This window comes from Desulfosporosinus sp. FKB (assembly GCF_002196705.1).
In the GTDB taxonomy this organism is placed as follows: domain Bacteria; phylum Bacillota; class Desulfitobacteriia; order Desulfitobacteriales; family Desulfitobacteriaceae; genus Desulfosporosinus.
Map to the genome: position 1 here is coordinate 240,927 of NZ_NADJ01000038.1, position 13,737 is coordinate 254,663.

Annotated in this window: 12 protein-coding genes, 1 tRNA gene and 1 riboswitch; of the genes, 7 read left to right on the forward strand and 6 right to left on the reverse strand. The window is 42.7% G+C overall.

Going from position 1 to position 13,737, the window contains the following annotated elements; all coding sequences use genetic code 11:
- Positions 1-21 precede the first annotated feature (21 nt).
- The 6 genes from acsC to B5Y67_RS17655 form a co-directional block, all read right to left on the reverse strand.
- Positions 22-1,350: an acetyl-CoA decarbonylase/synthase complex subunit gamma gene (gene acsC, locus B5Y67_RS17630; RefSeq protein WP_088227725.1), complete on the reverse strand. Its 1,329-nt coding sequence runs from the start codon at positions 1,348-1,350 to the stop codon at positions 22-24.
- Positions 1,351-1,443: 93 nt separating this feature from the next.
- Positions 1,444-3,624: an acetyl-CoA decarbonylase/synthase complex subunit alpha/beta gene (gene acsB, locus B5Y67_RS17635; protein WP_088227726.1), complete on the reverse strand. Its 2,181-nt coding sequence runs from the start codon at positions 3,622-3,624 to the stop codon at positions 1,444-1,446.
- A gap of 17 nt (positions 3,625-3,641) precedes the next feature.
- A complete protein-coding gene (cooS, locus tag B5Y67_RS17640) occupies positions 3,642-5,660 on the reverse strand; it encodes an anaerobic carbon-monoxide dehydrogenase catalytic subunit (RefSeq protein ID WP_088227727.1) in 2,019 nt (672 codons plus the stop codon).
- Between the two features lie 65 nt (positions 5,661-5,725).
- Positions 5,726-6,490 carry a P-loop NTPase gene (locus B5Y67_RS17645; protein WP_088227728.1) on the reverse strand — a complete coding sequence of 255 codons (765 nt, stop codon included), beginning with the start codon at positions 6,488-6,490 and terminating at the stop codon, positions 5,726-5,728.
- Positions 6,491-6,728: 238 nt separating this feature from the next.
- Positions 6,729-7,019, reverse strand: a complete 291-nt coding sequence (locus tag B5Y67_RS17650; protein WP_242976027.1) for a DegV family protein — start codon at positions 7,017-7,019, stop codon at positions 6,729-6,731.
- A 308-nt stretch (positions 7,020-7,327) separates the two neighbouring features.
- A complete protein-coding gene (locus B5Y67_RS17655) occupies positions 7,328-7,591 on the reverse strand; it encodes a DegV family protein (protein ID WP_242976028.1) in 264 nt (87 codons plus the stop codon).
- A 189-nt stretch (positions 7,592-7,780) separates the two neighbouring features.
- Between B5Y67_RS17655 and B5Y67_RS17660 the strand changes: the two genes are divergently transcribed.
- The 7 genes from B5Y67_RS17660 to B5Y67_RS17690 all read left to right on the forward strand — a co-directional run bounded on the left by B5Y67_RS17660 (position 7,781) and on the right by B5Y67_RS17690 (position 13,729).
- Positions 7,781-7,857: transfer RNA gene (locus tag B5Y67_RS17660), tRNA-Pro, on the forward strand.
- Positions 7,858-8,370: 513 nt separating this feature from the next.
- A complete protein-coding gene (locus tag B5Y67_RS17665; RefSeq protein ID WP_088227729.1) occupies positions 8,371-8,913 on the forward strand; it encodes a GNAT family protein in 543 nt (180 codons plus the stop codon).
- A 50-nt stretch (positions 8,914-8,963) separates the two neighbouring features.
- A riboswitch (FMN riboswitch) is annotated at positions 8,964-9,078 on the forward strand.
- Between the two features lie 162 nt (positions 9,079-9,240).
- On the forward strand, positions 9,241-10,368 hold the full coding sequence (gene ribD / locus B5Y67_RS17670; protein ID WP_088227730.1) for a bifunctional diaminohydroxyphosphoribosylaminopyrimidine deaminase/5-amino-6-(5-phosphoribosylamino)uracil reductase RibD: 1,128 nt from the start codon (positions 9,241-9,243) through the stop codon (positions 10,366-10,368).
- A 24-nt stretch (positions 10,369-10,392) separates the two neighbouring features.
- Positions 10,393-11,043, forward strand: coding sequence for a riboflavin synthase (locus B5Y67_RS17675; protein ID WP_088227731.1), 651 nt, complete (start codon positions 10,393-10,395; stop codon positions 11,041-11,043).
- Positions 11,044-11,086: 43 nt separating this feature from the next.
- Complete coding sequence (locus tag B5Y67_RS17680) at positions 11,087-12,289, forward strand: bifunctional 3,4-dihydroxy-2-butanone-4-phosphate synthase/GTP cyclohydrolase II (RefSeq protein WP_088227732.1); 1,203 nt, start codon at positions 11,087-11,089, stop codon at positions 12,287-12,289.
- 50 nt (positions 12,290-12,339) lie between these two features.
- Positions 12,340-12,804, forward strand: a complete 465-nt coding sequence (ribE, locus tag B5Y67_RS17685) for a 6,7-dimethyl-8-ribityllumazine synthase (RefSeq protein WP_088227733.1) — start codon at positions 12,340-12,342, stop codon at positions 12,802-12,804.
- 304 nt (positions 12,805-13,108) lie between these two features.
- Entirely contained in the window at positions 13,109-13,729 is a 621-nt protein-coding gene (locus B5Y67_RS17690) for a sigma-70 family RNA polymerase sigma factor (RefSeq protein ID WP_088227734.1), read from the forward strand.
- Positions 13,730-13,737 lie beyond the last annotated feature (8 nt).

Sequence of the window (13,737 nt, forward strand, 5' to 3'; positions counted from 1 at the left end):
TTACCTAATTTCCGGACAAAATTACCCTAATTGTGATTTGGCAAAAGAAATGATGCCACTAGATTCACGAGGACCAACAACTACTTTCCAGCCGGTTAATTCCCCCAGTTTACCGGATATCACGGCGACGTAACCTGGAATAATGATATTTCGATGCTTTACTTTATCGGCAATACCACTAGCTTCCATGGCCTGAGCAATTTTCTCCGGTTCAAATTTTCCTGCTGCATAAGCTGTAAGCACTGAAGTTCCATCCGTATCAATAGGAAGGATATAACTTGGAATCTTCGTTGCCTCGACTTCACCTTCCACGCTGTAATAAGTTAAGGAGAAGTTCGTCGTAATATAGAATGGAGAGTTTTCATTCACATCTCCCACGGTATGAAGCTTTGGTTCAACCTGAATGGGTTTCTGAGGATCAGTGTAAAGGTTTTGCCGTAAGGTCATTAGTGGTAAAATATGAGCTTTGGTACTTGTGTTTAAAACAATGGCGCTGGCATATTTAGCCACATAAACTGAAGCTTCCATTATTTCATCCAGGGGTTCTGGATTACTGGTATAAGCAACTACCGGATAACCAAAGGGCCGGAATTTCTTCTTGATCGCTAAACGACGAAGATGAGTCAGATTCGCCAAGGTTTCTACCGGCTTTCTCGAGCCCGGATCTAAAACAAACTCTTTATAACCTAAAGCCTGAGCTTTCTCGGCAAGATCATTCAAAGCGTCTAGGCCTTCAGCTTTTAATATGACAGGGACCGAATTTTCCTTAGCAAGATTAACCATAGCTTCATAGTTTTCTGCTGTTGCCTCACCGACTAAGGGTTTGCGGGAGGCTAAAGGTACAAGAGCCGCTTTCAGCGCTGCTGGATCGCTGCTTAACAAAAGCAACGATTTATCAGTCCCTGCAGCCACCATACCGGCTACTTTTTCAAAACGTGCTGCATCTCCTGATTCATGAACAACAGCAACTCCATCGATAGAATAGTGAAGGCCGACGCGATCGAACTCTAACCCGTTAATCTCTTGAACCTTCGCTTCTACATCGGCATCACTTAATGCATCTGAGACTCGAATCAGCAACGTCGTAGGATGATAAAAGGTCTTGTCATGACGGAAAAGAACATTTTCGTCTCCAAGGACTGAGTCTTTGCCAAATTTAATAGCTTTAATAGGAGGGGCAGAGGCTGAATCCAGGGCCTCTTTAGCTGCTGCCGTGACATACGGGCAGGTGTCTAATGCCGCTTTGCCTGAAGCTAAAGCCATGGCAAACGCAAGACAAGTTGGTACTCCACACTCTCCGCAGTTTTTCTTTGGTAATTGCTTATAAATTTCTAAACCTGTTAGTGCCATATTTAAACCCCTTTCTTATTGAGTATGGTAAGGAAGCAGACTCGAAGGCCCCTGCGCTTTAAAAACGGGGCCTTAAGTCATAGATCTTTGGCTTTACATTAATGGATCAAGATTGAAGCAGGGATGCCCATTTTCCTCGAGGAAAGGTATTATTTCCTCAGCGGTAGTTCCGATGGACTCGTCTGCAATTTTATCGATAAAGTCTGCACCTATTCCTTCATCAATTGAACGCTGCACAAAATCTTCACGTAGGAATTCCTTTAGTTCTTTAGGCATCCAGATAATACGGGCAATTCCGCCGTCTGCGGGAATAAACTTTTTACTAAGAATATACGAACGTCCAATGCCCATAAAGCCGGGAGTCTGCATTCCTCCGCCGCAAGTTCCGGCTAAAGTTGAAAAAGTCATTCCGCTGGGAGTCATTCCGGAGTGTTCGCGAGTTGTAATCATAAGGCCATTTGCTTCCGGAACAATAGCCATAATAGCTTCAAAGCAGCCACAGGAAGTCATTGGCCGATCCATTAAGGTATAAAGATTAACCTCTTCCAGAGTATTATTCGAAGCTTTATACAAGTAATCGTTACAGGACTGCCACATTCCCTTTAAGTCGTCAATGGCCAGTCCCTTAGGAATTGGCTGATTAGGACCATTGGGCGCGATTTCATGAGATGCTTTAGCATCCAACCAACTCACCGCACCACAGAGACCAACCCGTTCCGGTGTAACAATACAAACGTGATTGGGGGCAAAAGACTGGCAAAGCAAACAAGAATAAAAGTCTTCAACAGATTCATCGGTCAGACTCCTCATGCGGTCGTCGCGGGACTTATAACGTTCGCGGGCAAGAACAATGCCTTCATCGACAGCTGCCTGATCGAGCATGATGGTGACTTCAACCCGGTCAATAATAGCCGGAAATTCTTCCTTTAATTTAGCAATTAAAAGTTCTCCAAAGTGTTTCATTAAGAAACCTTTTGCCCGGGCATCTTTAGAAATCCGTACCCAACACAAATCCCGCTGTGCTACGTGCCAAACACCTTCGCCATAATTTGCGAAATAGTGAATTCTGCGTTCAAAAACCCCTTCGAAGTCAGACTGCATCTTACGTCCGTAAATATCAACTTTAATTCCTAAAGGAAGTTTAGAGCCCTCAGGGACAGTATCAATATCTGGCCCGATCACAGTGACTCGACCATCTTCGATATTGTCGGGACCTACCATTTGAACAAGCTCGAACGCAGTTGTTCGCCCGCCGCCAAATTCAACGTAGGTATCCCCTTTGCGAATGGTTTCACCTTCGAAGGCCGGACCGAAGTTAACCGGAATGGGCAGCTCGATATTTGTTAATTTAATGCCCCGAACTTCCAAGGCTAAAGGAACTAATTTCTCATAATCAGGCTCGGAAATATACCAATCGGGGATTTGCATATCTTCACCAAGAGTTTGATCTGTCAGAACTGGGAAGCCCATAAAAATCGCGCCCATTTCTGCAGCCACTTTTACATCATCAAGTTCTCCAAGATGCAGAACGAAAGCCCGAACCCTACGGCGCTGGTAATCACGATGATTTTCTCGTTCCCCTGCAGGAATACCACCAAAAGCAAGACCTGCCCTGAAAGCGTAATTTACTGCATGAATTACCTGTGTAAAGTTTCCTAAAGGAAAAGCAATATAATCCTCACCGATTTTAACGTTCTCTTCCAGTAATTGCTCAATAACCTCATCGCACAGGAAGATCATAAATCCTTTGCCCATTAAATTATCAATAATTTTCTTAGCAGCTTTTGAATCTTTAGCTCGCCCAAGGATAACCGCCACGCCCGGAATAGTCCAGTCAACCATCTTGATACCGTGTTTCCGAACGACAGGGTCGCCTAAGAATCCTGTCCACGGTTTAACTTTAGGTTCATCGCCTCTAAGATAATGAATCGCCTCAATAACTTCAGCGGCATAAAGAACTGACTCACCCCAAAGTCTGGCATTTTCAAACGTAAGTTCCGTGCGAACCTGATTACGCAAGCGGTTAAGAATTGGAACTAATTCACCCAGCGTGGTCACCTTTTCACCGGAAAGACATGTGATGACTGGGAGATAATAAGCGGTATCAGGATAACCAATCATCTGAGCTTCACCGTAATCTTTGATAGCACGATTAAGAAGAATTTCGGCATAGGTCATGGCAATTACGGTTCCATCATAAGCTTTGCGTAATAATTTTTTCGGTTGATTATTTGGGTCCTTAATAGCTTCTTCATATATTTGTTCCATTGACATCAGACATTCCTCCTTCCTTACCAGCCTTGAGCAATTGGGGTCTCATTTTTCTCTGCTGTTTTCTTATGGATATTAAGTTTCCACGTCCGATACTCCAAAGCATTGAGAAGTTTTTGTGCACCAATAACCGGATCTACTTCAAAAATAAAGTTTCCTCCAAAAACATCATGGGCAATTTGAGTGGTAATACCATAAACCAAATCGCTTCCTTCAACAGGCGGCAAACTTCCTACATGTGTCGGCAATCCTAAAGTGACACACCATGTCCCAATGGCAACCGCTTTTTCATGCATGGCTTCAGGAGCTGAGGCCACAAAGGGCACTTTTGGTATATCAACTCCGAGTTCATTGGCCATGGCAACAGCTAAATCTGAAGCTCTGCTATTGTCAACACACGAACCAACATGGAAAACCAAGGGCAAGCCAGTCGTCAGCTGAGGATTGGCATTTTCCAGCATTTTCAGGAAAGATTTAAGTCCCTCTCCTGCATAGGCATCGACTGCCAGAGGCGACATTAGGCCAAACTTCGCGAAGGCTCCGGCTGAACAACCTGTTGCTATGACAAAAACGTCATTTTTCACAAGTTCTTTTAAGATAGCAACGTGAGATTCGTCTTGGGTTCGCTTCAAGTTGTTACATCCGGCCATTAAGGCAACTCCCTTAATTTGTCCGCTCAAAATTGCATCGGTGAGAACAGAGATCGGTCGTTCGGGACATACTTTAGAGAAAATATCTGTGAGAGCTTCAATGCTGAAACCGGCAACCAGTTTATGTCGTTCATTAGGAATGGAAATTTTATTCGGATCCCGCTGTTTATATGCTTCAATAGCGATGTTAACAAGTTTCTGAGCATCTTCCATTGCTGTTTCTGGTTTAAAGGCGAGATGTTGAGCCCCTGGAGTTTTCATAATACCTTCTGTGGTAATAACTTTAGTATGGAAACATTCCGCAGCTGTTTGGACTGACGGATAAATACATTGAATATCAACCACCATGGCGTCTAAGGCACCGGTCATGATAGCCATTTCTTGTGAAGCGGAAGAAGTTGCTAAATAGACTCCTTCTCTCATGAGCAATTCATTTCCCGTACAGCAAATTCCGACAACGTTAATCCCTTCAGCACCAACTTTTTGCGCTTCTGCCTTCATTTTTCGAGCAGCTGCAACGACCATCTCACTAAGGACTGGATTGTGGCCATGAACTGCAATATTCACCATTTTAGGATCGATTACCCCAAGATTCGCTTCAGAAACGATAGGTTCGGGAATTCCAAACAAAACATCGCTGAGAGTAGTTCCCACATATTCTCCGGCTAAATCAGCCAGAGCAGTTTTAATTCCGCCGAAAATAATATTTACAGGATCGTTGTCAACACCCATTGCCGTTTGCGCAATTAATTCAGTAACGGTACCATCAATTGCTTTGGGCATAACATTGGTATGCTGAAATTTATTACGACGCCCTTGGGTCATGAAGGAATCGAGAAAAGCTAAAGGACGATCTTGGTAGCGGCCAAAATCTGCATATCCCAGTTCCACAACATCTTTCAGAATTTCTTTATCCTCTCGATCAAGAGTTGAGATCCCTAACTTTTCAGCCAATTTATGCAGTTTAGCCGTTGATTTTATTTCATAATCCGGGGCGTGACCTTCTACTAATGCATGAGCGGTATGAAGAACATGGCGTGCGTGCTCCGAGTGAGATGCTGCTCCTCCGGCAATCAGACGTACGAGATTACGAGAAACAATGGTATAAGCAGATGCACCGCAAATTCCGCGGCTGCCAGGACCTTCTTCCTTTTTAACCCGACAAGGACCAGCGATACAAATTCTGCAGCATACACCTTTGTAACCAAAGGTGCACTGCGGTTGTTGAGCTACTACGCGGTCAAAAACTGTTTCGATGTTTTTACCTTCCAGCATTTTTAGCATTTGCAGGGCACCAGGATCTGATGTACGAACAGGATTTTTCGGATCAACAACTCTTGGTGCATCCGATGGTCGGGCAGTATGGGTTAAATCCCGATATCTAGGCATGTTACAACCTCCTCTTTAATAAGATCCTCTTCTCATACTCTTATTGCTGCTAATGAAAACTCCTGTCATCTCCCTTCATCAATAATTTTTTCATAAATTGTATTGAGCTGAACTCCCAGAGACCCTTCAGGCGATGGAATACTGCCTGTATTGATGGACATTTCCAACAGTTCGTCACTGTAAGGGATGATGCCAACCAGTTGCTCTGTAGAAAAGTGGTCTCTAAGAAACTTTTCATCGTTCACATTACGAATTTTGTTGCCTATAACAACGATACGAGGAATGCCTAGCTCATGGGCAAGTTGTTGAATTACACGGACAGTTTGCACACTCACCTTGGATGGTTCTGTAACAATTGCTAAAACATCAACACCTAAAGCTGTTCCTCGTGTTAATTGTTCTATTCCAGCACCCATATCAAGAATTACGGTATCTTTTTCTCCGAGAATAAGAGAATTAACCAAAGCCTGCAGAAAACTGTTTTCCTTACAATAACAAGAAGTACCGCCGCCTTTAATATTCCCCATCCGAAAAAAACGAAGTTGTCCAAGAGAGACACAGTAATCATCTAAGATATCATCGACATTAGGATTTAGAGGATAAAAGGCACCAGTCCCACCCATGCGTTCTTCTATAAGTTCCTTCATATCAACAATAGCTTTCAAATTCGCCAGTACCTCATCAGGAAATCCCAATATCGTCCCCAAGCTTGCATCGGGGTCTGCGTCAACTGCTAGTACGGTAATACCTTTTTCCACTAACCAACGGGCAAAATTTGCAGTAAAGGTGGTTTTCCCAACTCCACCTTTACCGGAGATTGCGATTTTCATCTGTCTACCACTCCTTTAGCTGCTATATGCAAGCATTTCCTGGAACAAGCTTTGGGTATATAGTTATATTCTTTTTTTCTTTGTTTAATCCTGCAAACATTCTGAATTTATTTTAATATTTTTACTTTTTCCATAAAGTAAAAAGTCGATATAAATTAAAATATTCTGTAAATCCATAATATTCTGTAAATAACTGACTTCTGTTTTAGTATTTGGAATACATTTTCATTTTGCAGTTCTATGTATTTATCGGCCAAGGGTGAAAAGCCAAGCCAAATGCACCTGTTCCGACATGAGTTGCAATGACAGCACCTGCTTCGAATAATCTTACTTCATGTTTTGGAAAGCGCGATTTAAGCTCCTCCATAAGTTCTTCTCCTTCTTTTGGAATATCGACATGCATTACACATATCCGAAAGCGTTTCCCACTGGATATCGCTCTCGATAATTCATCGAGAACTCGCTGCCAAACCCTTGACCGGGAACGGACTTTATCAAGCACATCGATCTGAGCCTGCTGCAGCTGCACCGCCCTATTCGTCCGCCTCGCCGCAGATTCTCCAGAGTATTAACAGTGAACTCGTTCAGCTAAAGCTGAACATCGGGGCTTCAGATACAATAATGTCCAGTGGACATTATTGCCGAGCCGCCTTTCCCAATAGGAATATTTAGCGGCGAAGGAGGACTCTACCCCACGTGAAGTTAACGAAGGACCCACCCCCACTTATAGAAGTGGGGGTCTTAAAAACCGGATAAAATAAAGCTCCAAATCCTTAGGCCGAAGATTGAGAATCAAATACAAATATTTTTTTTGTTGGAAGACAGCTCAATTGCCATTTAGGCAGATCTTATAGTACCGCTTATGGCGCTCGAAAGATGAAGACTAATTATTTCTTCACCGCCTTGTGAAAACAGAGATTCGCAGGCATTAAGAAAAGCTCCTACTGATGGTTGGGAAGTTGTTGATAAACTATTACTATGATTAAGCTTTTCGAAATATTGCTCATTCGATAATTCTGTTTCTGGAAAAGTCTCTGTGCCGATAGTCACTAAAAGGGGGACAATAGTAATCCGGAATTGCTGTACAATATCATTCGTCAAATATCTTGTTGATTCATAACAATCCCTATTTTTCTCAAGTTTCTTCTCTCCTCAAAATTCATGCCTGGATTGCCTCATCTGAACTGGCTTTTATCTCCTTTCTAATTTAATATCTCTATCTCTGCATAAATAATGTTGACAGGATCAAAGGGGTTTGTTATTATAGTATTCGTTCTGATAAACGAGTTGCGGGGCGTAGCGCAGTTTGGTAGCGCGCTTGGTTCGGGACCAAGAGGCCGTGGGTTCGAATCCCGTCGCCCCGACCATCTGGTATTAGCGGATCTCCAGTTTTGGAGATCCTTTATTTTTTGGTCATTTGACCCTATTTTGATCCTCTTATTTTTCGAGGAAAAAAAATCCTTTTCTTTAGCAATTATTTTAATCCCTAATGGTTAATTATGTAAACACCAATTTCCTTTATTATGAAATAACGGATCTTTACCCATAAATATCTCGTCCAATGACACACAATAGAGTTTTTTAATCTTTAAAGGGATACTTCTTGGAAAAATAACGCCACATCTTACTGGGAGTCACCTACATTTGCGCATTGTAAAAGGAGAGCTACTGCTCTCCTTTTACTTCCTCCAAAGCTTAATTGTGAAAAGAGGTCCTTCGCTTAAATCAAGAAGGACATTTTTATGTGAATTACATGAAAAGGACTAAAATTTGATATTTTTCATTGCTTCAATGGAGTGCTACAATAGATTTAATAAACTTAGGTGTAATAAATTAGATGTACTATAATCCAAAGATAAAGTACTGAGAAGGAGCCTAATATGTTAGAGGGAAAGAAAATTAAGATTCGCCCTATTGAAGAGGATGACATCGATATTATCTACCACTGGTTAAGCGATGAGGAAATTAATTATTGGTCAAGTGGAGCTTGGCCGCTAAATACTCTTTATTCAAAAGATCAAATCATTGAAAAGTTTCTCGACGGCCCTTCTGACGTTTACCGGTACGCAATTTTGAATGAAAAGAACTTATTGATTGGTACCATTGGTTTTAAAGAACTCAATGTTCCTGGTCGTTCGGCAACCCTGTTTATTGTTATTGGTGATAAATCATATTGGGGCAGGGGCTACGGAACAGATGCTATTATAACCTTTGTCCGTTTTCTCTTTACTCAATGGAACTTTCATAGGATTTCATTGGATACCTGGGACGAAAACCTTCGAGCAATCAGAGCTTACGAAAAAGTTGGCTTTAAAATCGAAGGACGCCAGCGAGAGGCACGCTATGTACTTGGAAATTATCACGATGCTGTCCTTATGGGATTATTGCGTGATGAATTTTTGACCCTTCACGGAAAATTATAGGTTGCCAAATCGCTGGACATGGGGTACACTATAATCAAATTTAATAATAAACTATCCTCTGGGGTTGGGTGAAATTCCCTATCGGCGGTACAGCCCGCGAGCCTTTTTGGCAGATCCGGTTTAATTCCGGAGCCGACAGTAAAGTCTGGATGAGAAGAGGAATAGATTAAAAAATGCGTCTTTTTTTACGCTTTTTTACTATGACTTTTAGCTCAACACTCGAGGATAGGCGAGTGTTTTTTTATTTCCTAATTATTGGCTTTGATCCTTGATGGTATTTACGATTTTTGGGGGAAACTATCTTAAAAAGTTTCAGAAAGGAATTATATGCAACGGGAAACTATTCAAAAATCAACGGATGAAACTTATATGTCTGAAGCTATTAAACTGGCAGCTCAGGCCTTGGGGAGAACTAGTCCGAACCCAATGGTCGGATGTGTTCTCGTCAAAAATGATCAAATCATCGGGCGGGGCTACCACCAAAAAGCCGGAACTCCTCATGCTGAAGTCCATGCTCTGTCAGAAGCTCAAGATCAAGCCAAGGATGCTATAGCTTATGTTACTCTAGAACCCTGCTCACATTTCGGCCGAACCCCGCCCTGCTCTGACGCTCTAATTAAGGCAGGCGTCAAACGTGTTGTTGTAGCCATGCAAGACCCCAATCCTCTCGTTGCAGGCCGCGGAATTCAACGATTACGTGAAGCAGAAATTCAAGTTGACGTGGGAGTATTGCAGCATGAGGCTGCATCCTTAAACGAAGCATTTTGCAAAGCAATAACCACAACTATGCCTTTCGTCCTTTACAAGACAGCCTTAACTCTAGACGGAAAAATTGCCACTGAAACCGGGGATTCCCGCTGGGTGAGCAGTGAGATCTCCCGCCAATACGTCCACCAATTACGTGATCAATACGATGTTATTCTTGTTGGCAGTGAAACAATCCTTCACGACAACCCAGCACTAACCTGCCGCTTACCGGGCGGCCGAGATCCTATTCGGCTTGTTGTTGACGGTAGATGCCGTTTAGCTGAAAACTCACAGGTTCTCACCTCTTCCGCCGAGAGTCCTTGTATTATTGCTACAACAAAGGCTGCGCCAGCTGATAAGCTCAGTCGGTTGCAAAAGCTTAAGAACGTTGAAATCTGGCAATATGATACGTCACGATATGTCCCTCTTAAGCAAATGCTTAAAGATCTCTTTCGCCGAGGATGGATCAGTATCTTACTAGAAGGCGGCGGTCGTTTGGCAGGTGCTCTTATTGAACATGAGTGTGTTGACAAATTAGAATGTTTCATCGCACCTAAATTAGTAGGAGGAAATGGCCCCTCTCCCCTTTCCGGCTTGAACATCCAATTGATGAAAGATGCCATTGAGCTCTATGACCTCCAAGTGGATATGAATTTTAGAGATATTCATGTAACAGGCTATTTTAAGCCACATGAAATTAGACAGTAACAGATGCTTTGAAGGAGGATACATGTGTTTACCGGAATTGTTGAAGAACTAGGTATTGTCCGTGATCTTCGCCTCTTACCAAACTCCGGAAGGCTTACGCTGCAGGGAAAGAAAGTCCTCGAGGGAACCCAATTGGGAGACAGTATTGCTGTCAATGGAGTTTGCCTAACAGTAATACATCAAAGCGGTGAAGAATTTACCGTCGATGTGATGGCTGAAACTCTAGCTAAAACGAATCTTGGCGATTTGAAGAGCGGCAGCCGAGTAAATTTAGAACGGGCCCTCCAACTCCAAACCCGCTTGGGAGGACATCTAGTGAGCGGACATGTTGATGGCGTTGGTTCAATTCGCAAGATAACTCCTTGGGGTATAGCCCAACTTCTCGAAATCACTGCCCCCTCCACTCTCCTTTCCTTCATTTTGCCCAAAGGATCTATTGCTATTGACGGAATTTCACTAACTGTTGTCGATGTGGAACATGATTGCTTTTCAGTTTCTCTTATTCCTCACACTTCCCAAGAAACCACTTTAGGCATAAAAAAAATCGGCTCAAGCATTAATTTAGAAACTGACCTCATAGGGAAATATGTTGCCCGTTTTATGGGATTCAACCGAGTTAGAGATTCCAAGGAAGATCTTACTATGACATTTTTGGCGGAAAATGGTTTTGCTTAGAGACTAAGAATAGCGAATTTAAATTTAGAAGGAGTTGACCGTCATGCAATTCAATACCATTGAAGAAGCTATAGAAGATATCCGTCAAGGAAAAATGATCGTCATGGTCGACGATGAAGATCGGGAAAATGAAGGGGACTTAGTTATGGCAGCTGAGTTAGCAACTCCCGAAGCCATCAATTTTATGGCAACCTTCGGCCGAGGGCTGATTTGTGTTCCTATGACCAAGGAGCGTATTCAAGCCTTAGAGCTCCAACCCATGGTTACGCATAATACTGACCCTCATGGAACTGCTTTTACAGTCAGTGTCGACGCCTCGGATAGTTCAACAGGAATTTCCGCCTTTGAACGTGCTCATACCGTTACAGTTCTTATGAATCCCGCCAGTACCCCTGAGGATTTGCATCGTCCCGGTCATATCTTCCCTCTTCAAGCTCGGGAAGGCGGAGTACTTGTACGGGCAGGCCATACCGAAGGTGCTGTTGATTTAGCTCGTCTTGCCGGATTGAAACCTGCAGGTGTTATCTGTGAGATCATGAACGAAAATGGGACCATGGCTCGAGTCCCTGATTTGCAAATTTTTGTGGAAAAACACAGCCTGAAAATTGTCACTCTTAAAGACCTTATTGCATATCGACGTCAATCTGAGAAGCTAATAGAAAGAGGAGAAACTATTCACCTCCCCACAGATTTTGGTGATTTCCGTGCCGTCGGTTACCTGAGTGTCATCGATCAAAAAGAACATTTAGCTCTCGTTAAAGGTAACGTTGATGACGGAAAACCTGTTCTTGTCAGGGTACATTCGGAATGTCTTACGGGTGATGTATTCCATTCCCGCCGTTGTGACTGCGGCGATCAACTTGCAGCAGCATTAGAAGAAATTGAACGCGAAGGCCGCGGCGTTTTGCTTTACATGAGACAGGAGGGCCGTGGAATTGGTCTTCTTAACAAACTCAAGGCCTATAAGCTTCAAGAAGAAGGCAAAGATACCGTTGAGGCAAATCTAGCTTTAGGATTTCCTGAAGACTTACGCGATTATGGAGTTGGCGCCCAAATATTGGCGGATCTTGGCATTTCTAACGTTCGCTTAATGACAAACAATCCAAGAAAAATTGTTGGACTTGAAGGATACGGTTTAAAGGTTGCCGAGCGGGTTCCTGTTGAAATACCTTCCAAGCCTGAAAATCTAAAGTATCTCTGTACAAAGAAAACGAAATTAGGCCATTATTTATCAGCCGTTCACTAACAGCTATGGTCTAAAAACTGCTTAAAAAAGAAAGGGTGTTTAATAACATTATGAAAACCTTCGAAGGAAAACTGTTAGCTCAAGAATTGAAAGTTGGAATTGTAGCAGCTCGATTTAATGAATTTATTACGAGCAAGCTAGTCAGCGGTGCTTTAGATGCTTTAAGACGTCACGGTGCTCTTGAAGAGAATATAGAATTAGCCTGGGTTCCGGGAGCCTTTGAAATTCCGCTTGTCGCCCAAACAATGGCCAATTCTAAACAATACGATGCTGTTATCTGCCTTGGCGCGGTTATTCGCGGAGCTACTCCCCATTTTGATTTAGTAAGTAACGAGGTTAGCAAAGGAATTGCACAAGTTGGTCTACAAAGCGGAATTCCGGTTATTTTTGGAGTTTTGTCAACGGACAGCATAGAACAAGCTATTGAACGTGCAGGAACAAAAGCCGGCAACAAAGGTTTTGATGCTGCGATGACCGCAATAGAAACTGCCAATCTTCTGAAGTCATTTAAGTGAACTCCTTCAGCTAAAGCTGAACATCGGGGCTTCGGTGACGAAAGTGTCTCGTGGACACTTTCGCCGCAAGCGCCAAGCCCATAACAAATGTTATCGCGCTGCAGGATGGACTCTCCCCCCACCGAAACAGGTATGGGAACCGCTCCCACTTGTGGAAGCGGGAGTCTTACGCTTGAAACGGCGGCAAGTTATCCTTAGTAAGATATGGATGATCGTCCACTAAAAATTCCTTGTCAAATATGTCATTCTTAATTAAACTCAATGTGAAGCATCATGACTAATTTTTAACAAGGAGTTGAGTGCCATGTCTTTAAAAGACAACGCGATTATAGATGAAACGTCGATGCTTGAGGCAGCGCGCTCAGGGAATAAAGAAGCATTAAATCAATTAATTGAGTACTACGAACCAGAAGTTCGTATTATCGCCTGTAAATATTTTCTGCCCAGGGCGGATTATGATGATCTCATCCAAGAGGGACGGATTGCGATATACAGAGCGGTTCTAGCATATGACGACCATTTAAATATTCCTTTCCTCCATTTCTTAAGAATGGTCATAAAGCGCAAATTGATTGATAGTATTCGAAAATATACACGTAATAAACATGTCAATCTGAACAATGCTTATTCCCTAAACAATGCTATTTCCGAATCTGAGGAAACGAGTTTTATGTCTCTTCTGCCGAATGCCGAAGACCCGGCTACGACTGTTATTGCTAACGAGGAAACTCGTTCAATTATTAACGATATAAATCGTGATCTGTCTAATCTTGAACGAATCGTCTTTGAACATTATTTTCTTCAAGGATTTAAGCAGCGAGAATTGTCCGAACAGCTGGGGCTTCATCCTAAATCTTTGGACAATGCTATCCAACGTATTAGACGAAAAACAGTTCTTTATCGTTCTCGGCAAATAGCTGGTTAAATTTCAAC

Excerpts from the sequence above, each read along its gene's own strand:
- ribE (WP_088227733.1), top strand. The coding sequence starts at position 12,340 with ATGAAAACCTTCGAAGGAAAACTGTTAGCTCAAGAATTGAAAGTTGGA.
- acsC (WP_088227725.1), bottom strand. The coding sequence starts at position 1,350 with ATGGCACTAACAGGTTTAGAAATTTATAAGCAATTACCAAAGAAAAAC.
- acsB (WP_088227726.1), bottom strand. The coding sequence starts at position 3,624 with ATGTCAATGGAACAAATATATGAAGAAGCTATTAAGGACCCAAATAAT.
- ribD (WP_088227730.1), top strand. The coding sequence starts at position 9,241 with ATGCAACGGGAAACTATTCAAAAATCAACGGATGAAACTTATATGTCT.
- B5Y67_RS17690 (WP_088227734.1), top strand. The coding sequence starts at position 13,109 with ATGTCTTTAAAAGACAACGCGATTATAGATGAAACGTCGATGCTTGAG.
- B5Y67_RS17665 (WP_088227729.1), top strand. The coding sequence starts at position 8,371 with ATGTTAGAGGGAAAGAAAATTAAGATTCGCCCTATTGAAGAGGATGAC.
- B5Y67_RS17680 (WP_088227732.1), top strand. The coding sequence starts at position 11,087 with ATGCAATTCAATACCATTGAAGAAGCTATAGAAGATATCCGTCAAGGA.
- cooS (WP_088227727.1), bottom strand. The coding sequence starts at position 5,660 with ATGCCTAGATATCGGGATTTAACCCATACTGCCCGACCATCGGATGCA.
- B5Y67_RS17645 (WP_088227728.1), bottom strand. The coding sequence starts at position 6,490 with ATGAAAATCGCAATCTCCGGTAAAGGTGGAGTTGGGAAAACCACCTTT.